Below are 19,797 nucleotides of genomic sequence, written 5' to 3'. Positions count from 1 at the left end.
CTAGGACGAGCCGCGTGTGTGTGTGCGGCATCCGTCTTCAACATTATGCGGGAACGACAATGGCCTCAGAAAAACAGCAAAACCTGCAAGATATCTTCCTGAACAAAGTTCGGAAAGAACATGTCCCTTTGACCATTTTCCTGGTCAACGGGGTGAAGCTTCAAGGGGTGATCGTTTGGTTCGATAATTTCTGCGTCTTGCTGCGGCGGGACGGGCTTTCCCAGCTCGTTTACAAGCATGCAATTTCAACCATCATGCCCAGTGCTCCGATCAAACTTTACGAGGAAAACGGCGGTAGTGACGATTAAGGGCGAAATGCGAGAAACTGGAGATAGGCGGATTGCGCCCATCTCCTTTCAGGTCGAAGAAAGTTCGGCGACCCGTGCCTATCTGGTGCATGTGGGATTTCGCCGCCGTCCAGGTGCCGTCCTCGGTAGCGAGTCACTGATTCTGCGGGAGGAGGACGAGCGCCTGGAAGAAGCGCATGGGTTGGCGCTGGCCATCGACCTCGAAGTCCAGGGCATGATCTCCGTGATCCTGACAAAGGCGACGCCGGCCACTTTGATTGGCGGTGGTAAAGTCGAGGAGATCGCCGCTGAGCTGAAAGAGCTTGAAGTCGAGCTGGTTGTGGTGAACGCCTCCCTCACGCCTGTGCAACAACGAAATCTCGAACGCGCCTGGAACGCCAAGGTGCTCGATCGCACAGGCCTTATCCTCGAGATTTTCGGCCGCCGGGCGAGGACCCGGGAAGGGCGGATGCAGGTGGAGCTTGCCCATCTCACCTATCAAAAGAGCCGCCTAGTCCGGTCATGGACCCATCTGGAACGGCAACGTGGTGGCTTCGGCTTTCTCGGTGGTCCGGGTGAAACTCAAATCGAAGCCGATCGTCGGGTGATCCAGGACCGCATCGTCAAGATTAAGGTTGAACTGGAAAAGGTGAAGCGTCGCCGTGAGTTGCATCGTGAGAACAGACGCCGGGTCCCTTATCCGATTGTCGCCCTGGTCGGCTATACTAATGCGGGCAAATCCACCCTGTTCAATCAGTTGACCAAGGCTGGAGTTCTGGCTGAAAATATGCTCTTCGCCACGTTGGATCCGACGATGCGACAGCTGAAGCTGCCGCATGGCCGTATGGTGATCCTGTCTGACACGGTTGGTTTTATTTCTGAGTTGCCGACAGATCTGGTAGCGGCATTTCGAGCGACTCTTGAAGAAGTCCTGGAAGCAACATTCATCCTTCACGTCCGTGACATCAGCCATCCGGAAAGCGATGCGCAGGCGGCGGATGTCCTGCAGGTTCTGACCACCCTAGGGCTTGGTGAAGAACGCCGGTCTCATATCACTGAAATTTGGAACAAGATCGACCTGCTGACCCCAGAAGACCGGGCTGCCGTGCAAAATCAGGCGGAGCGCCGTGACGATGTCATTCTTGTTTCTGCCGTAACCGGGGAGGGGGTGCCCAGTCTCCTTGCCGCTGTGGAGCACCGGCTGGCGGAAGCGGCCAAAACCTATTCCTTGTCACTGAAGGGAGAGGATGGTGCTGCGTTGTCCTGGCTTTACGAGACGGGAGAGGTGCTGGAGCGCCGAGAAGCTGAGGATGGCAGCATTGCCTTGATCGTGCGCGTGCCCGCAGAAAAGTCAGAGGTTTTGCGCAGCCGTTACGCGGATGCTTTGTCGGCGCCTGTCGAAATGCCCATGAGCTGACTACAAACCCTTGCTCTTTGCCTCGTCCCACAATCGATCCAGGCCATCGAGCCCCACAGTTTCGAGCTCTTGTCCACTGGCCTTCACACTCTGCTCTATGTGATTGAAGCGCCTAATGAACTTAGCGTTTGCCGACCGCAGAGCGCCCTCAGGATTGATCTCGAGGTGTCGAGCGATATTGGCGATCACGAACAAAAGATCACCTAGCTCCTCGGCAATGTGGGCTTTATCGGTCCCCTCGGCTACAGCGTCCTTGAGTTCCACGATCTCTTCTTCGACTTTCGCAAACACCGGCTCGAGATTGGGCCAATCGAACCCGACCCGTGCCGCGCGCGACTGCAGCTTCACGGCGCGTGTCAAACCGGGGAGGGCCACAGGGATGTCGGCCAAAAGGCTGCTAGAGGTGTCTCCGCCGCCTTCCGTCCTTGCCGACCGTTCGGATGCCTTGATGCCTTCCCACATTCCCTTCACGGCTACGGATTTGACGCCTTCCGCATCGCCAAAAACATGCGGGTGCCGCCGGATCATCTTGGTGACGATCGCTTCGATCACATCACCGAAAGAGAAACTGCCGGCTTCATCTGCCAACCGGGCGTGATAGACGACCTGCAGCTGGAGGTCGCCGAGCTCGTCGCACAAATCCTCCATGTTCAGCCGCTCGATCGCATCAGCCACCTCATAGGCTTCTTCGATTGTGTAAGGAGCGATACTCGAAAAATCTTGTTCGAGGTCCCACGGACAACCGGTCTCGGGCGTACGCAGTGCATTCATCACCGCCAGCAAGGTCTCAATGGATCGGGGATCTCCCAAAGGGTCTGTCATCTCAGAGTGTCGCATAATCTATATTATGGAAACTAAATTGGCTGTGGAGAGGTGAGGTCGAGCTGCATCCCGTCAAAGGCTGGCTCGATATGAGCTGGAAGCGACCTTCTCAGCTGCGCATAGTCCAGGTCGATATGCATATTCGTCAGCACAGCTCTTCGGGGGTGCATGCGCTCGATCCAGAGCAAGGCAGTCTCAAGATCGAAATGGGTGGGATGAGGCATCGGCCGTAAGGCATCGATGACCCAGATATCGAGATTCTCCAACGTTGCGAGGGCTGCATCCGGAATGCCATTGACGTCGGGCGTGTAAGCAAGATTTCCGATCCTTAGCCCCAGCGCCATGATATCGCCATGCTCCAGGTCGAACGGGAGAATCTGGATGGTGCCTCCGGGCCCATCGATCTCTACGGGTTCACCTGCCACAATGGGATGTGCTGTCAGGATAGGCGGATAGCTCGAGCCTGGCGGTGTTTCGAAGCAATAGCCGAAGCGGGCGTGCAGCTCACCCATCGTTCGCTCGTCGGCCCACACCCGCACACGACGCCTTCCATTGATCGCTACGGCTCGCAACTCGTCGATGCCGTGGCAATGATCGGCATGATCATGGGTAAAGATCACCCCATCGAGAATGCCGACATCCGCCATTAGCAGCTGTTCGCGGACATCCGGCGTTGTGTCGACCAGGATCCGCGTTACTCCTGAGTCTCCGGTCTTCTCGATGAGAATCGAGCATCGCCGCCTGCGGTTCTTGGGATTTTCAGGATCGCAAACACCCCAGTGGTTGCCGATGCGCGGCACCCCGGCGGAGGACCCGCAGCCGAGAATAGTAACGCGCAGGCTCATAAACGCGGCACCTTCGTAAACAGACGATGGAAATTGTCTGTGGTGATGTTGGCCATCTCCTGTGCATCCAGTCCTTTTACCTCAGCCAGCGCTTTGAGCGTATGGACCACATAGGCTGGCTCGTTGCGTTTGCCTCGCTTAGGAACGGGCGCGAGATAAGGCGCATCCGTCTCGACTAAGAGGCGCTCCAACGGCACTTCAGCAGCCACGTCCCGTAAAGCTTGCGCCGTCTTGAAGGTCATGATGCCGGAAAACGAGATATAGGCACCGATCTTCAAGCCCCGACGGGCAAGTCGCATATCCGAGCTGAAGCAATGGAGGAGGGGCGTAAAGGCCCCCTTCCCCATCTCCTCCTCTAAGACGACGGCCGTATCGTCTTCCGCCTCACGGCTATGGATGACGAGGGGCAAGCCGGTCTCTCGCGCTGCCGCGATATGGGTGCGAAAGCCTGCCATCTGGGCCTCTCGCGGTGCCAAGTCATAGTGATAATCGAGACCAGCCTCGCCGATCCCAACAACCTTTGGATCCCTTGCGATTTCGATCAGTTCCGCTGCCGTCACGTCCATCTCTTCGCCGGCATTATGAGGGTGGGTGCCAATTGTGGCGAACACATCTTCATAAGTCTCTATTAATGCTCGTATTTTATCGAACTGTCGGACGCGCGTGGAGATTGTCACCATCAGCTTGACGCCGGCAGCACGCGCGCGTTCAATAACGGCATCCCGATCATCAAAATCAGCAAAATCCAGATGGCAGTGGCTGTCCACAACGCCGCTTAAGGGTGAGGTCATGGCAGGATCTTGTCATCCTCATCGACGTAACGTGGGAAAATTGCTCGCGGCTCCGGCATAGCCGAACCGGGCGTTAGTGAGTTGGAAAGATCGTCGAACTGACGCCGTCCCTCTTCTACACCAACGAGGTCCAGCAGCTTTGCACCCGAGCCCGGGATAAAGGGTTGGATGAGGATGCCGAACCTGCGCAATACCTCTGCCGTCACATAGAGCACAGTGTTCATACGCTCGGGATCGCTCTTCCGTAATGCCCAAGGCTCTTGCTTGGCGAAGTATCGGTTTGCGTCCGCCACCACCCGCCAGACCGCGTCGAGGGCCTTGTGGACAGCCTGCTCTTCGATGAAGGGTCGGATTTCTTTGATCAGACCGGCACTTGCGAGGAGAATCTCTTCGTCATCCGCAGCAAAAATGTCATGCGTCGGCACCCTGCCCCCGCAATTCTTCGCGATCATCGAAAGAGACCGTTGCGCGAGATTGCCCAGATCATTGGCGAGGTCGGCATTGATGCGGTTGACGATCGCGTCATGGCTGTAATGACCGTCCTGCCCGAAGGGGACCTCTCGCATATAGAAATACCGAACCGGATCAAGACCATACTGATCAATCATGGCCAGTGGATCGACAACATTGCCGACCGACTTGGACATCTTCTCACCCTTGTTGAAGAGGAAGCCATGGCCGAAAATTCGCTTCGGCAGAGGCACGCCGGCCGACATGAGAAAAGCAGGCCAATAGACGGCATGGAATCGGACGATATCCTTGCCGATGACATGAACATCCGCAGGCCAGAACGCTTGAAACTGGGCTGATCCTTCATGGGGAAAGCCGACGCCGGTGATGTAATTGGTCAATGCGTCGACCCACACATACATGACATGCTTCGGATCTCCAGGGACGGGAATGCCCCAGTCGAAGGTGGTCCTCGAAATGGAGAGGTCGCGCAGCCCGCCCCTGACGAAGCTCACGACCTCGTTGCGGCGCGTATCGGGTCCAATGAAATTCGGCTGTTCCTCATACAGGGCGAGCAGCTTCTCCTGATAGGCTGAGAGGCGGAAGAAATAGCTCTCCTCCTCGACCCACTCAACCGGCGTTCCCTGTGGGGAAAGCCGAGTTCCATCAGCATCTTCGCTCAGTTCGCTCGCATCGTAATACGCCTCGTCCCGTACCGAGTACCAGCCCGAATATGTTGACAAATAGATATCACCATTCGCATCCATGCGGCGCCAGATTTCCTGAACCGACTCGAAGTGGCGCTGCTCCGTCGTCCGGATAAAATCATCATTCGAGCAGCCAAGCGTTCTCACCATGTGCTCAAACAAGGGTGAGTTGCGATCCGCCAACGCACGGGGGCTGATCCCCTCCTTGTTGGCCGTCTGTAACATTTTGATGCCATGTTCATCCGTGCCGGTCAGGAAATATACCTCATAACCGTCGAGACGTTTGAACCGTGCCAGCGCATCCGTGACCATGGCTTCATAGGCATGGCCTATATGCGGGGCTCCGTTGGGATAGGAAATGGCAGTGGTAATGTAGAAGCGCTTTTCAGCCATGGATGTTCTCTACTGGAGCGATGTTCCGCGCGCTGTCTCCTCGATTAGGCGCAGGGCCTGAACGACAACTTCGCGGCGGTCGAGGTTTAGGGCATTTGCGGTGTGGATGGAACGCATGATCGACTCATGCTTTTCGGCCCATACCCCGACGCGCTCCAAAGGAATGCGTCCATTCCAGTCACTCTCCCCCTTCCCTGCGGCACGAATCTGCCGTGACAACCATTGATCTAGGATTTCCGTAAACAGGCGGTAGTCGTCGAGCATCTGTGCGCCGCGCAGTTTTTCCGCAAATTCGAACGCCCGTCCATACTCAAGATTTGGCGCTTTTTCCACGATTGCTACAAACTCCCTGAAGAGCTTCAGGCCCCCTCCTTCGAGCAATCGAATGGCGCGGCCGGGACTGCCATCGGCAAGGTTGATAGCCAATGTTCTCGCCTCAGCGTTGGTTTTGGCGTCGGGGAGGACGTCACCGAGCACGCGCTCCACTTCCGGCTCCCGAAGCGGACCTAATTCCAATCGGACGCAACGCGAACGGATGGTTGGCAACACTCTTCCCGCAATGTGCGTGACCAGAAGGAAAAGAGTTCTTGGTGGGGGCTCCTCTAGGCTCTTGAGAATGGCATTTGCCGCGTTGCCATTCATCTCATCTGCAGCATCGATGATCGCAATCCGCCAACCACCCTCGCCTGCTGTCCGCGATAGAAACTGGCTTGCATGCCGCGCCTCATCGACTCCGATTTCCGTCTTGAGACGTTTTGCGCGCGGATCATAGGCGCGCGTGATCGTCAGCAGATCGGAATGCCCCTGCGCAGCGATCCTGCGGAATACTGGATCACTCTCCGCAACATTCATGCTGAGGAGTTGAGGATCCAGGGCGGTGACATCTGGATGTCGCAGGATGAAGCGGGCAAATCGATAAGCAAGGGTTGCTTTGCCAATGCCGCGAGGCCCTGACAGCATCCATGCGTGGTGCAGTTTTCGAGACCGGTACGCCTGGAGCAATTGCCGCTCGATCTGCTCGTGGCCGATCAGATCGGGGCGCTCGCGCGGATGCAACCGTTCTACAATGTCCGCTTCGGTGTCTTGGCCCATAAACTCGCCGTATCAGTCGAGCAGCCGAGAGGCAACAGCCTCCCATATCTTCGTCGCGACGATGTCTTGGTCTTCTTGCGCGTCGATGACGAGGCAACGCTGCGGATCAGCCGCAGCGTGCGAAAGAAAGGCTTGCCGGAGCTGCTGATGATAAGCGAGTCCCTTCGCTTCGAACCGCCCTTCCCCACCGCCGCGTGCAGCAGCGCGATCGAGGCCCGCCTGCGGTGCCAGATCAAGAACCAAAGTGAGCGCCGGCCACGTCTCGCCGATGACCGCTTGTTCAAGCGCACTGATCAAATCAGCGTCCACGCCCCCTGCAATACCCTGATAAGCTCGGGTTGAGTCGGCGAATCGATCGGTGATGACGTAGGCGCCCCTCGCCAGAGCGGGCAGGATGGTGTGGCGCAGATGCTCGTCGCGCGCAGCGTAATTCAGCAGCGCTTCTGCCCGCGGTGACCAACGATCGGCGGCGCCCTCGACCAGCAGCCTGCGGATTGCCTCGGCCCCTGGTGCCCCGCCAGGCTCCCTCGTCAGCACCACCTCCTTGCCTGTGGTGGTGCGGAGTCTTGCTGCGAGCAGGCGAGCCTGGGTTGACTTGCCTGCCCCCTCGCCTCCTTCGAGACTGATGAAATGTCGCTTGGCCACGTCCGACGATTCAGCTGCCGAACATCATTAAGCTCAACGTATCTACAGCTTTGCGCAGCATGCCATCGGCGGGCGTGATCTCGTTCCCGGCATAAAGCGGCACTTGGCTCACCGATTTGCCGTCCAAGGTGAACCGCAGCGTTCCGATCGCATCTCCGACGCTGACCGGGGCATACAATGGGCCCTTATAGACGATTTCGGCGCTCATGCGTCGACGCTCATCATCGGAGATCATGAGCTTGACAGGCTCATGAGCGACAAGACCCACCCAGCTGCGATCTCCGCCCCAGACGCGTGCCTTACCGACCTGCTGGTCCTTGGCAAACAGCGTGATCGTTTTATAGCGTCGAAAGCCCCAGGACAGCAGCTTTGCTGCCTCGTCCTCGCGCTGGCGGGCAGACGGAAGACCTGAGACTACGAGAATCAGCCTCCTTCCATTACGTTCCGCGGACGCCACCAATCCATACATGGCTTCCTTGGTGTAGCCGGTCTTCATGCCGTCCACCCCCTGAACGACTCCCAAAAGCGGATTCCGGTTTCGCTGCTTGATATTGTTCCAAGTGAACTCTGGATTGCCAAAATAGGTCTTGTACTGTTCCGGATAGGCACGGACGATGTGGCGTGCCATGGCGGCCAGCTCTCGCACAGTCGTATGCATATTGGGATCCGGCAAGCCCGTCGCGTTCGTAAAGACGGATTTATCGAGGCCCAGTTGTCTTGCTTTCTCCGTCATTTGTGCGGCAAACGCAGCCTCAGATCCGGCAAGTCCCTCCGCGATGACGATGCAAGCGTCATTGCCGGAGACGCTCAGAGCCCCCATCAGCAGGTCATGCATCTTGATCCGAGAGTTCACGGAGGCATACATCGTGGATGTGCCCGATGGCGCCCCCCCTGTTCGCCAAGCGTTCGGTGAGACCGTAAACTCGTCGTCAAGTCGCACCTCGCCGCGTTTCAGGGCATCGAAGGCAACGATCGCGGTCATGATCTTCGCCATACTGGCGGGAGCCATCGGGTCGTCCGCATCTTTTTCGTAAATGACCTCCCCCGAACCCGCATCGATGAGAATGGCATGCGGGGCGAGCGAGGTAAAATCTGGAGCTGTTGTCGTTGGTGCGGAATCCGGTGCAGGCGCCCCTGCCCCAGCCAACAGCACGATTGCTGCCAAGCCCATTGCAATGCGTCGGATCCATCGATGTGATGCCGTCGCCATGTCGTAAACGCCGCCTCGTAATCAAACGCTCGGATTGAGCCGTCACACAGGTTTTGGGTTTTCCCGAAATCAGCCTTTAAGGTAAAGCTTTGCTTTACCGAAATCAACAAAGTGACAGCCGAGCCGGCTAGGACTGTCCGGCCGCGATCAGTATGCGGCGGGAACGATCTTGGCGTCGGGGTAACCCGCCGCTATGACGCCACGCAGCGCCGAATCGGCTGTCCCATGATCGGTGAGCGGCCCGACCCTCACGCGAAACAGTGTGCGCGAGCCCGCTTCGAGCGGTGCCACTTCCACTGGTCCTATTCCGGACAACTGAGCTCTCACCCGGTAAGCATTGTCCGGGTTAGAGAGTGCCGCGGCCTGGACGTAATAGCCGCCAGAAGCGCTCTCGCTGCCTTTGATTGAACTCGCGGCCTGGCTGGCGGCGGCCATCTGAAAGGGTGCCGGTGGCGCGGATGGCTCCCGTTTTTCGGGGGCAGCGGCCGCGATTCTCGGAGCATCCGTTTGAAAGGCTTGCGCCACCTGAACTGGCGCCGAACCGCCAGCCGCACCGGTGCGCGAGTTGGCGGAAGCGACCATGTATTTCAGAGGCGTCCCACGTTTGAGCTCGTTGTTCATTGCCATGAGATGCGCGCCCTTATCATTGAGGGGCGCGGGACCAATATACTGCACGCGCAACTGGCCCGTTCCGCGCGTCTTGAGTTCGAGCACCTCGGCACTGCGTTTGGAAAGATCGATGACGCGATTATTGACGAACGGGCCGCGGTCATTCACCCGGACGATGATCGACTTGCCCGTAGACACATTCGTGACTTTCGCGTAGCTGGGCAGGGGCAAAGTCGGATGGGCGGCGCTCAGATACTCCATGTCGAACCATTCGCCATTGGAGGTCATGCGGCGGTTGAACTTTGGCCCGTACCAAGATCCCGTGCCGGTCTCGTCGTAGTTGGGTTGCTCGCGAGGGTAATACTTTTCACCGGCGATATCATATGGTTTACCGACATGATATCGCCCTCCGCCCTTTGGCAATGGACCATTGCCTGGATAGACGGGACTCCCCTTTCCCGCGAAAGGGTCACGCTTTCCGGCTACCTTGCTGCTGGAGCAACCGCTCAGCCCTGCACCCGCGAAAATGATGGCCAGAGCCGCTAAAGGGGCCAGAAGTCGGGTCCTACGGAGTTTGCGATCTAGCGGGCTGGAGGGTCGGTCGAAACTCATCATCTGCAGGATTTCCCGTCTGCCATCCGAGCGAATGGCTCGCGCATGGAGCGGTTAGAGTCACTTTGAGTTCAATCTGCACGAGTTTGGGTAAAGAGTGCGTTTAGCCACATGGTTAAGAAAGAATGTAACCGGGGTGATCAATTCCGCGGGATGAAATCCATTGGCACTTCATCCGCCGCAATGGGCGAATTCTTCTTCGGTCCGGCTGGATCACCCATCGCCGATGGCATAGGAGTTCCGGCATCCGCGATGCGGTCCAGCCGTTCCAGGTTCTGCTTCGCTGCCGGGTTGTCCTTGCTTGCTGCGGCGCTGTAATACCGTTTGGCTAGGGTAAGATCCGTGTTCGTTCCCCAACCCAGCTCATACAGGCCGGCAAGATTATTTTGAGCCCAACCGTAGCCCTGGTCCGCTGCCTGTTTGAAATACTTCGCCGCTTGCTTATAATTTCGCTTCACGCCTGTACCGGACAGATACATCAGCCCGAGACTGTTCTGTGCCTCTGCAAGGCCCTGCTCTGCCGCCCGCCGATACCAGATGACGGCTTGTTCCGCATTCTTATCGATGCCGGTTCCATATTGCAGCGCAAATCCAAGACGGTACTGCGCACCGGCTTGACCGTAGCGGGCGGCGGTCTGATACATGCTGACTGCAAAGGCTGGATCCGCAGGCAGCTTGTCCCCCCCCTTCTCCAGCAGCAGCCCCAGTCGATACTGGGCTTCTACATTCCCCTTGTTTGCAGAAGACTGATACAGCGCCGCTGCACGGCGCAAGTCGAGCTTGACCCCTGCACCCGTCTCATAGGCACGGCCCATGGCACACTGAGCGACGTCGTTTCCTTTTTGCGCCAGAACGGAGTTGGCTCCCAGCGATTCACCGGTATCGCATTTGTCTGCTGCCGCAACAGGGAGTACCTGGTTCACGAGCATCAGCGCGCCCAGAAAATATGCCAACCTCATAAGTCGCCTCGTCCGCTTCCTAGGTCCCTACTGGTCTATCACGCGGGATTATGCTGTGTCGGACCCTGCATTGTTTATTATGCCTCATCTGCAGCGTGAGCGCACCGGGAGATAGCCATTGAATACGCTCGATATCGCCGATGGCGCGAATTCCTATCCCTGGCTTAAGGCCTATCCCCCAGGAATCGACTGGCACCATCCGCTGACGCCGCAGACATTGCCCGACATGTTCGACCTGGCTGTTCAACGATATGGATCAAAGCCTTGCACAAATTTTCTAGGCGAGGTGATGAGCTATGCCGAGATGGGAGCAATGACAGACGAGCTAGCCTGCGGTTTGTCTCGATTGGGCGTTGGGCCCGACAAGCGCGTGGGATTGGTCCTCCCTAATACCCCCTACTTTATTGCGGCCTTCTTCGCCGTCCTGAAGCTCGGTGGCACCATCGTGAATTTCAATCCTCTTTACACTGTGGAAGAGCTTCGCCATCAGGCGCAGGATGCCGGGGTGTCCACCATCATAACCGTCGACCTCGCCGCAGTTTTCGAGAAGGTCCGCGGCCTGGCAGAGGCGGGAGTCTTGCAGCATGTGGTTGTTTGTCCTTTTCGTGCGATCCTCCCTCCGATCAAGGGGCTGCTCTTTTCACTGCTCAAGCGCAAGCAACTCGCTTCCGTCCCCTCGACGGACCCTTATGTGGAGTTGTCGGCGCTGACATCGCGCTCCGAGTATCCGAAACCCATCATTGATCCCATGAATGATGTGGCGGTGTTTCAGTATACTGGCGGAACGACGGGTACGCCCAAAGGGGCCATGCTGACCCACGCCAATCTCTCGATCAACGTCCAGCAGGTGCGATTATGGTTTTCTGGCGCCAAAGAAGGCGAGGAGCGCATGATGGCAATCCTGCCCTTCTTTCATGTCTTCGCACTGACTGGAGTCATGAACTTCTCAATTGCTCATGGCTTTGAGATGATCCTCATGCCTCGATTTAATCTTGTTGAGGCCATCACTCTTATCTCAAAGCGAAAGCCAACGATCCTCCCCGGGGTGCCGACGATCTTTAACGCACTGGTCAATCATCCCGGGATCGACCGCAACATCTTTGGCTCGCTCAAATACTGCATATCGGGTGGCGCACCACTGCCTCTAGAGGTTCGTCGGAAGTTCGAGGCTCTGGCCGGCTGCCGGTTGGTGGAGGGCTATGGTCTCAGCGAGACATCGCCGGTAACCCATATCAACCCCTTCGACGTCGCACCCAAAGATGGCTCCATCGGTCTCCCGGTTCCGGGCACGGTGGCGGAAATTCGCTCCTTGGACGATCCCTCGGCCCCTTTGCCCTGCGGAGAGAAAGGCGAACTTTGCATCAGCGGGCCGCAGGTCATGAAGGGCTATTGGAATCAGCCTGAGGAAACCGCAAAAATCTTCCTCCCGCCTTTTTTGCGGACCGGCGATGTGGGTTACATGGACGAGGAGGGTTATGTCTATCTCGTCGATCGTATCAAGGACATCATCATTGCCTCGGGCTTCAACGTCTATCCTCGCCGAATTGAAGAAGCCATACACGAACATCCTGATGTAGCTGAGGTAACGGTCATCGGAGTTCCCGACGAGTATCGCGGTGAAGCACCGAAAGCTTTTATTCGGCTTCGTGATGGAGCCCATTTGACAGAGCAGGAACTTCTGACATTTCTTAAACCGAAGCTCTCCGTCATTGAAATGCCTAGAGAGGTGGAATTTCGTAGCGAGTTGCCAAAGACGATGATCGGCAAACTGTCGAAAAAGGAGCTGAGATAGGGTCGTCTCGCGATAGACGATCTAGACTCGATTTGCATGACCCTGCAATAAAAGGTCGACGTTCCTGCGATCACTCAGATCAAAGGCGGAGCGCCGACGGCACCGGCTTTATGGCCTCGCCCAGTGTCTGTGGCTTGGCTGCTGAGGCAGACCTTTCGGACACTTTTGCCTCCAGAGCCTCCATATTGGCGACCAACCGCTTGGTGATCAAGCTGATGAGATAGAACCCGGCTTCACGATTGTCGTGGTAAAGCTCCCGAACCCTGAATTCGGCAATCGCCATGGCCTTCAAATCAGTTTGCGCCACGATTGTCCCTGTTCGCGTCTTATGGGGAGAGAAGATCCCAATCTCCCCCACTAAGGAACCCGGAACGAGGTCGATCCCCAGTTCGACATGCCGTGCTGTGCCCTCGACAATAGTGAACATCTTATTGGCAGGGTCACCCTTGCGAAAGAGCGGCTCGCCCGCCTTGAATTCGCATTTTGTCATGTAGGGCAGCAGCCAATCGAAGTTCAGATCGGTCGTCGCAGCCCCGCGAATGGCGGCAAGCAACTGCCATGTTTGGAAGAGACGCCACGAGTTAAGAGGCAACAAGGCCGCATGAAGCAGAAAGATCGGCTCCATGCCCCCAAAATAACCATAGCTCAGGAACGCCATATTGCTAGCAATGGCTAAAATGCGAAGCGGAATGATCGTTTTCATGGCGAAGGTCAAGAACACCAGCGCCGATGCCAAGTAACCGATCGGCTCGACATAATCCATTGCGCCCCCTCCCACAGACCGCCTGGGACCTCATTGTCTCTTCGAGCGGGGAGCGAGCTTAACTGAACAGCTCTACCCAGTCAGTCCAAGAACGCTGGGCCCAGCGTTGGATCGGAGTTGGCGCCGCCGCAACAGTCGCAGTCTTATTGATGGGTATCCAGTTTCAGCATCTGCGAAGGTCGAAATAGCGGAATTCGATAAGCTAAATTTCTCCGCCCTAATCTGGCACTGTGCACTGCCTTCATCGTCTTTGAAAATCGCTAAATTTGGAACGAACAGTCAATGCCCGGGTTCACTTTCCAATAGCAGAGAGTTCTGCGAAGGAGAGTTGGTTGTGAGTATGAAGGTTAGACATATAGCCTTTGGGGCTTTGTTTTCATTGATGTCAATCGCGTCGCTGGGATCCACGGCGTCGGCCGGATCTCTCAATCGGAACACCGCGACGACGACGAACAGCCCTTCGGCACCAGCGGTTCAGGTCCGGGACGAGCGTCGCGGCGGAGACTGGAACGAGGGACGCAACGGGCGGGATCGCGACTATAGGCGTGGCGGCGGCAAGGAGCGGTGGGATCGCGGCGATCGGCGTCGCTATTCGTCCTACAACCGCGGCCATCACGGCCCTCGTTATCGCGACAGGCGTCCCGGCTACGGCTACGCATATGGCGGATACTACTACGCGACGCCCTGGTGGCTGACCGGTCCCGGCTATGCTCCCGGGTATTATGGCGGTGGCCCTGCCATCGTGATCCGACCCTAATTCGCGACAGGCCCTCCTCATCCTTATGTGAGGAGGGCCTGCTCGCTGTCTCTCATTAGAGCGGGATGTTGTCGTGTTTTTTCCAGGGGTTGGTTAGAGCCTTGTGGCGCAGCATATTGAGGGCCCGTGTTATCCGCTTGCGGGTTGAGTGGGGCATGATCACCTCGTCGATATAGCCGCGCTCGGCTGCGACGAAGGGGTTCGCGAAGCGCGTTTCATATTCCTTGATTCTAGCGGCGATCTTGTCGGGATCTCCCAATTCGGAACGATAGAGAATTTCAACGGCGCCTTTTGGGCCCATCACAGCGATTTCCGCAGACGGCCAAGCATAATTCACGTCCCCGCGGATATGTTTTGATGACATGACATCATAAGCGCCGCCATACGCCTTCCGCGTGATGATTGTGATCTTGGGCACTGTCGCTTCGGCGAAAGCAAAGAGCAGTTTGGCGCCATGCTTGATGAGCCCCCCATATTCCTGAGCGGTTCCAGGAAGAAAGCCGGGGACATCGACAAATGTGACGATCGGGATCGAAAAACAATCGCAGAAGCGAACGAAGCGGGCTGCTTTCCTGGAAGCATCGGAATCGAGCACGCCCGCCAGAACCATGGGTTGATTGGCCACAATGCCTACAGTGCGGCCCTCCATGCGGCCGAAGCCGACCAGCATATTCTTGGCGTAAGCCTCTTGGATTTCAAAGAAATCCGCTTCATCCACAACCTTCGATATGAGCTCCCTCATGTCATAGGGCTGATTGGGATTGTCCGGGATCAGAGTGTCGAGAGACTGCTCCATACGATCGGGGTTGTCGAAGGTCGGAATTTCCGGAACCGCCTCCGTGTTCGACGATGGAAGAAAATCGATCAAACGCCGCATCTGTAGCAGAGCTTCGACATCATCGTCATAGGCACCGTCGGCGACCGACGACTTCGTGGTGTGAATCGAGGCCCCGCCCAGCTGCTCCGCGGTAACCGTCTCATTGGTGACCGTCTTCACGACGTCGGGACCTGTCACGAACATGTAGGATGTGTCGCGCACCATGAAGATGAAGTCGGTCATGGCGGGGGAATACACATCGCCGCCGGCGCAGGGGCCCATGATCACCGAGATCTGCGGAATGACACCGGAAGACAGCACGTTGCGAAGAAACACTTCGCCATAACCTCCCAATGCGGCCACGCCCTCCTGGATCCGTGCTCCGCCTGCGTCGAACAGACCGATGCAGGGAGCCCTGTTGGTCAACGCCATGTCCTGGATCTTGGTGATCTTGCGAGCATGGGTTTCGGACAGTGAGCCGCCGAAGACCGTGAAGTCCTTTGCGAAAACATAGACGGTCCGGCCGTTGATTGTCCCCCATCCTGTGACCACGCCGTCACCGGGAAACTTTTGTTCCCCCATGCCGAAATCCGTCGAGCGATGTTCGACGAACATGTCAAACTCCTCGAAGGAGCCGTCGTCCAAGAGAAGCTCGAGCCGCTCCCTTGCAGTGAGCTTGCCGCGCGCATGCTGAGCGGCAATGCGTTTTTCCCCACCACCTGCCCGCGCGACCTCTCTGCGCACCTGAAGTTCGCCCAAAACGTCGCCCATGCCTACTACTCCGGTGGAATTCACAGCGGTAGGCTACATAGCATCGAAGATCGTAAACGCAACGCCCTTGCGCATTTCACGACGCCATCGGGCTAAAACGCAGCAATAAAACGCAGCGCGAATCTCCGGGTGGATGCATCGCCGGCCATTGAAGAGGCTCGGTCGGCGGGTGTCTGGGTCTGCGAGCACGGATGCTGCTGACTCCCGGGGCTCTTCGCTGCAAAATGGCTCGAAGCTGCGGATCCGTCTTTTGCAGGTTCCTGGCGCTCTGATTGTCTTAGTTCCACTGGATCACCGTCAGAAAACCATAAGCAACTACTGCACAGGATGCATAAAGGATAATGTCGAAAATAACAGTCTTCTGGCGCCTTCCAAGCTCATAGATAGTTCGCGTCATTGAAGCACCTAGCTGAAATCATTCCCCGAAGTCGCATCTTTAAGTAAATTGGAATTGTGTCGCTATGGTGATCATGGGCTGGAAATCATAGGGATCGTAGTTAACAAATTGTAACCAAAAGTAACAGATTTTCAGACTGATATACTTCGTTACAATTGGTGATCGCCATCTTAGCTGAGCAGAGAAAGAATGACCCTTGCAGGCTGCTGGGGAAGGCTCGTCTGGCGCCTTGCCATTTTCCTCGTTCCCGGGAAAATGGATTCCATTGTGGCGAGGATCGGCGGGTATGGCAGCGAAGGCGGAATTCGCCAGGGAAGTTGCATGGATAGGCGCTTTTCTTTCCGCCCCGTTCACTCTCCAAAATTTGATTTTTTCCTTGAAGACATTTGCGGCTGCGATTTTGGCCCTGGTCTGCTCCTACTGGCTTGAGGTCAAGGAGCCACAATGGTCGATTATCACCGTCTATCTCCTTGCTCAGCCGCTCCTTGGTGCCGTTTGGGCCAAAGGTGCATACCGCCTCATCGGTACGGGATGTGGAGCAGCCTTTGCCATTTTGGCGCTCGGTCTATTTGCGCAGTCGGGTCCTTTATTTCTGGGCACAATGGCTGTGTGGCTCGCCGCTTGCGCGTATTTTGCCACTCTCGCCCGCAACTTCGCCTCGTACGGATTTGCTCTAGCGGCATATTCCGCGCTCTTGGTCGGCTTTGGCTCGGCGGCTCAGCCCGATCAGGCTTGGAATCTCGCCGTTGATCGCATCACCGAGGTGAGCCTGGGAATCGTTTGTGTAGGTCTTGTCAGCGCCTTGATATTTCCGCGCTATGCGAGTGATAGCCTGCGTGCCTCCATGCAAGTGCTGTTTTCCTCCCTCGCTCACTATGCCTCCATGACACTCAAGGCCGACACCCCCGCTGAGGCATTTGCCCAGACTCGACGGAAAATGGCTGCCGACGTCATCAAGTTTGATGCCTTGCGATCCTATGCCGTCTTTGAGACGCCAGAATTGCAAACATTGGAAGAGCCGCTCTCACGGATGATGAGGGCGTTTCTTGGTCTTCTGTCCGTCGCCCGCGGCCTGTTTGTCCGACTGGCCGATCTTCGTTGTCATGAAGATCGTAAAATGGCCTCTCACCTGGATCCAACGCTTGAGGAGATTTCCGCGCTTTTGGAGAGTATAGCCGGCGATCCAATGGGTCCGCACGGTGCAGGTGCTCAGGCAGCCCTCGATCGTTGTCGGTCGATAATCGCGGAGGCAAGATCGAACCTCGAATCTATGGCGGGTATTGCCCCACTTGATCCTTTGGCGGATGCGTTGCTTGTGATCGAACGTACGGGCGATATGGTTGAAAGCCTGGCGCGGGTGGTTGCTGCAGCGACGGGTGCGCCGACAGCGCAGGCATCGGTCCCCTTGATCGTGGCCGCCATAGAGCGCAACAAACGCGCCGCCCTTCTTCAGGCTGCCCGTGCGGCAGCCGCCCCAAGCCTAATCGGGGTGTTCTGGATTGCCACAGCTTGGACGGCTGGCGCTATGGCGATGACTGGCTTGGCAGTGATGATGGTCTTCTTTGTCACCGCAGAGAATCCAGGCAGACTTGCCTTGAGCTTTGTCGCTGCAGTCGCAGCCGCAGTAGTGCTTGCTTTTTTTGGCATGGCTTTCATTTTGCCAAGTCTTGATGACTTCGTGATGTTGGCCTCCCTTTTGGGGATTGTCCTGATCCCTGCCGGCCTGTTTATGTCAATTCCGCAATATGCGTTCGTCGCCGCAGTGTTCTCCGCTTTTTTTTCTTCGCAGCTGGGGCTCACCAATGTCCCAAGTTTCGATGTCTCCCAATACATCGACAATTCGACGGGTTTACTGCTCGGCATGAGCGGGGGTGTGCTCGCGATCAACCTCATTCTTCCCTACAATCCCCAAGTCAGCCGCAAGCGAGAATGGCAACGAGTAGTTGCCTCCCTGCCGGCTGCCGCCCGTGGCGAACGACCGGAGTATGGTGCTCGTTTGCCCATCTTCATCCCTTTGCTGGAGCTCATGCCGCGCCTTGACCTAACCAACCCAGCGGATGACGAAATCCTTGGGGCGAGTTTCGGGGCGGCGTCGATGAGTTTGGAGATGATCAGATTGAAGGCTAGGGCGGCGGACGTCACCCTGCCCTCTTCGGCCAGGGCAGCAGTGGAGAAATGTCTAGACAACCTCGCAGTCGGCTTCGAGGAACTGCTTCGAGCACAATCCACCGAAAGCCGAGAGTCGCTTGTCGATGACGCCTCGAGGTCAGTCACTTCCGCCTATGGCGAACTTGCGGCATCTCCCATGGACGTCGGGGCCCAGCAGACGATTTCACTCGCCCATGTGCTGGCGTCGATGCGTTTTATGTTGGATCGCCTGAACACCGATCGTCGTTTCCTGACGCAGACGCTTTCATGAGCAGCCTCAATGTCGAGAGTCTCCAGCCGCTCGATGTTTTCGGATTTTACCTGCCGACTTTGGCGTTGTGGATTCTGCTCACCTTCATCCCTTTCTTCGCCCTGCGCTGGGTCATGCGCCGATCGGGCCTGGACCGGTTTGTCTGGCACCGTCCATTGTTCGACGTCGCCCTGTTCATCGTCCTGCTGGGTGGCATGATTTTCTCAGGAGTCCCGCGGTGGCTGTAGGTAATCAGATGGTTCGCGTTGCCGTGACGCTCATCATGACCATGGGTGCCCTGGTGATTGCCTGGAAGTTGTGGGATTTCTATATGTATGAGCCTTGGACAAGGGACGCGCGTGTGCGCGCGACGATCCTCAATCTCGCCCCGGATGTCCCCGGCCTGATTTCCACTCTCAATGTCATCGATAATCAGCGGGTGCGGAAAGGTGACGTGGTCTTCGTCATCGAGCCCGATCGTTTCCAGGCGGCTCTCGCCGAAGCTCAGGCTCTGGTGGAGAACAAGAAGGCAAGCTTGCGTCTTGCCAGCGACAATGCGGCTCGCGACGAGCAGGTGGCAAAATCGGATGCCGGGGCGATCTCCCAGGTGCAGGTCGAAACCTCTCGTGCCACGGCTGCCGTTGCGGCGGCGGAGCTTGATCAAGCTCAGGCTGCCCTAAAAACCGCGCAGATCAATCTTGAGCGGAGTACGGTTCGATCTCCGGTGAACGGATTTATCACTAATCTGACGGCCAGTGTCGGCGATTACGCGACCACCGGCACACCGGTAATGGCGATTATCGATAGCGACAGCTACTATGTCTACGCCTATTTCATGGAAACCAAGCTCCCTGCTATCCGTGACGGTGCGGCAGCAGAAGTGCTCCTGATGGCAGGGGGTATCAAGCTTGCCGGCCGCGTGCAGGGCGTGAGTCGCGGCATCGCCGAGGCGGGCGTTGATCAGGTCGGTCTCCTTGCGAATGTCGATCCCAATTTCACATGGGTGCGCTTGGCCCAGAGAGTTCCGGTGCGCATTTCCCTGGAAAACCTCCCCCCTGATCTGCGCCTTGTGGCTGGTTTAACCGCGACGGTGACCGTGAAAAACGACTGATCATATTTTCACAGATTTGTGATCGCGCGGTTGGAACTCCGGAGATGGAGAGACGTTTTGACTGCATACGATCGTTCATCCCCTGCGATCGGAGAGGTCAGAACGGTTCCTCCCCCCGCGGAATCGACCTCACAAAAACCCCGGCGCATCCC

Annotated in this window: 18 protein-coding genes; 7 read left to right on the top strand and 11 right to left on the bottom strand. The window is 57.0% G+C overall.

The genetic code is table 11. From position 1 onward, the window contains the following. Positions 1 to 59: 59 nt before the first annotated feature. Both hfq and hflX read left to right on the top strand, forming a co-directional pair. Positions 60 to 308, top strand: coding sequence for an RNA chaperone Hfq (gene hfq / locus FKM97_RS17140; protein WP_144293644.1), 249 nt, complete (start codon positions 60 to 62; stop codon positions 306 to 308). 7 nt (positions 309 to 315) lie between these two features. Next, a complete protein-coding gene (gene hflX, locus FKM97_RS17135) occupies positions 316 to 1,704 on the top strand; it encodes a GTPase HflX (RefSeq protein WP_144293733.1) in 1,389 nt (462 codons plus the stop codon). On the opposite strand, the gene mazG is transcribed toward hflX, so the two are convergent. The 9 genes from mazG to FKM97_RS17090 form a co-directional block, all read right to left on the bottom strand. Continuing rightward, positions 1,705 to 2,514 carry a nucleoside triphosphate pyrophosphohydrolase gene (gene mazG / locus FKM97_RS17130; protein ID WP_144293732.1) on the bottom strand — a complete coding sequence of 270 codons (810 nt, stop codon included), beginning with the start codon at positions 2,512 to 2,514 and terminating at the stop codon, positions 1,705 to 1,707. Positions 2,515 to 2,558: 44 nt separating this feature from the next. Beyond that, positions 2,559 to 3,371 (bottom strand): MBL fold metallo-hydrolase, encoded by an 813-nt coding sequence (locus tag FKM97_RS17125; protein WP_144293643.1) that lies wholly within the window; start codon positions 3,369 to 3,371, stop codon positions 2,559 to 2,561. Beyond that, positions 3,368 to 4,162: a TatD family hydrolase gene (locus FKM97_RS17120; RefSeq protein ID WP_144293642.1), complete on the bottom strand. Its 795-nt coding sequence runs from the start codon at positions 4,160 to 4,162 to the stop codon at positions 3,368 to 3,370. Before FKM97_RS17120 ends, FKM97_RS17125 begins: the two co-directional genes overlap by 4 nt. Then, the gene (gene metG / locus FKM97_RS17115; RefSeq protein ID WP_144293641.1) at positions 4,159 to 5,712 is read right to left on the bottom strand and encodes a methionine--tRNA ligase; all 1,554 of its coding nucleotides are present in this window, start codon (positions 5,710 to 5,712) and stop codon (positions 4,159 to 4,161) included. The genes FKM97_RS17120 and metG overlap by 4 nt, the downstream gene beginning before the upstream one ends. 9 nt (positions 5,713 to 5,721) lie before the next feature. Further along, positions 5,722 to 6,804, bottom strand: coding sequence for a DNA polymerase III subunit delta' (locus FKM97_RS17110; RefSeq protein WP_144293640.1), 1,083 nt, complete (start codon positions 6,802 to 6,804; stop codon positions 5,722 to 5,724). Positions 6,805 to 6,816: 12 nt separating this feature from the next. Then, the gene (tmk, locus tag FKM97_RS17105) at positions 6,817 to 7,449 is read right to left on the bottom strand and encodes a dTMP kinase (RefSeq protein WP_144293639.1); all 633 of its coding nucleotides are present in this window, start codon (positions 7,447 to 7,449) and stop codon (positions 6,817 to 6,819) included. A gap of 10 nt (positions 7,450 to 7,459) precedes the next feature. Continuing rightward, positions 7,460 to 8,659 carry a D-alanyl-D-alanine carboxypeptidase family protein gene (locus FKM97_RS17100; RefSeq protein ID WP_144293638.1) on the bottom strand — a complete coding sequence of 400 codons (1,200 nt, stop codon included), beginning with the start codon at positions 8,657 to 8,659 and terminating at the stop codon, positions 7,460 to 7,462. Positions 8,660 to 8,806: 147 nt separating this feature from the next. Further along, positions 8,807 to 9,883 (bottom strand): septal ring lytic transglycosylase RlpA family protein, encoded by a 1,077-nt coding sequence (locus FKM97_RS17095; protein WP_144293637.1) that lies wholly within the window; start codon positions 9,881 to 9,883, stop codon positions 8,807 to 8,809. Positions 9,884 to 10,020: 137 nt separating this feature from the next. Then, positions 10,021 to 10,839 (bottom strand): tetratricopeptide repeat protein, encoded by an 819-nt coding sequence (locus FKM97_RS17090; RefSeq protein WP_144293636.1) that lies wholly within the window; start codon positions 10,837 to 10,839, stop codon positions 10,021 to 10,023. Positions 10,840 to 10,957: 118 nt separating this feature from the next. On the opposite strand from FKM97_RS17090, the gene FKM97_RS17085 reads away from it, so the two are divergent. Continuing rightward, entirely contained in the window at positions 10,958 to 12,631 is a 1,674-nt protein-coding gene (locus tag FKM97_RS17085) for a long-chain-fatty-acid--CoA ligase (RefSeq protein WP_246105126.1), read from the top strand. Positions 12,632 to 12,710: 79 nt separating this feature from the next. On the opposite strand, the gene FKM97_RS17080 is transcribed toward FKM97_RS17085, so the two are convergent. Further along, positions 12,711 to 13,394, bottom strand: coding sequence for a Crp/Fnr family transcriptional regulator (locus FKM97_RS17080; protein WP_144293635.1), 684 nt, complete (start codon positions 13,392 to 13,394; stop codon positions 12,711 to 12,713). Positions 13,395 to 13,776: 382 nt separating this feature from the next. Between FKM97_RS17080 and FKM97_RS17075 the strand changes: the two genes are divergently transcribed. Beyond that, on the top strand, positions 13,777 to 14,151 hold the full coding sequence (locus tag FKM97_RS17075; protein WP_144293634.1) for a hypothetical protein: 375 nt from the start codon (positions 13,777 to 13,779) through the stop codon (positions 14,149 to 14,151). Between the two features lie 55 nt (positions 14,152 to 14,206). Here the strand turns inward: FKM97_RS17075 and FKM97_RS17070 are convergent, their stop codons facing one another. Continuing rightward, entirely contained in the window at positions 14,207 to 15,739 is a 1,533-nt protein-coding gene (locus tag FKM97_RS17070) for an acyl-CoA carboxylase subunit beta (protein WP_144293633.1), read from the bottom strand. 683 nt (positions 15,740 to 16,422) lie between these two features. On the opposite strand from FKM97_RS17070, the gene FKM97_RS17065 reads away from it, so the two are divergent. The 3 genes from FKM97_RS17065 to FKM97_RS17055 are packed head-to-tail and all read left to right on the top strand — an operon-like array spanning position 16,423 to position 19,645. Further along, a complete protein-coding gene (locus FKM97_RS17065) occupies positions 16,423 to 18,555 on the top strand; it encodes an FUSC family protein (RefSeq protein WP_144293632.1) in 2,133 nt (710 codons plus the stop codon). Further along, on the top strand, positions 18,552 to 18,782 hold the full coding sequence (locus FKM97_RS17060; protein ID WP_144293631.1) for a DUF1656 domain-containing protein: 231 nt from the start codon (positions 18,552 to 18,554) through the stop codon (positions 18,780 to 18,782). Before FKM97_RS17065 ends, FKM97_RS17060 begins: the two co-directional genes overlap by 4 nt. Further along, positions 18,773 to 19,645: an efflux RND transporter periplasmic adaptor subunit gene (locus FKM97_RS17055; protein ID WP_144293630.1), complete on the top strand. Its 873-nt coding sequence runs from the start codon at positions 18,773 to 18,775 to the stop codon at positions 19,643 to 19,645. Before FKM97_RS17060 ends, FKM97_RS17055 begins: the two co-directional genes overlap by 10 nt. The last annotated feature ends 152 nt before the right edge of the window (positions 19,646 to 19,797 follow it).

The sequence above is a fragment of the Rhodoligotrophos appendicifer genome, from assembly GCF_007474605.1.
In the GTDB taxonomy this organism is placed as follows: domain Bacteria; phylum Pseudomonadota; class Alphaproteobacteria; order Rhizobiales; family Im1; genus Rhodoligotrophos; species Rhodoligotrophos appendicifer.
This window is presented reverse-complemented; position numbering and strand designations above follow the sequence as displayed.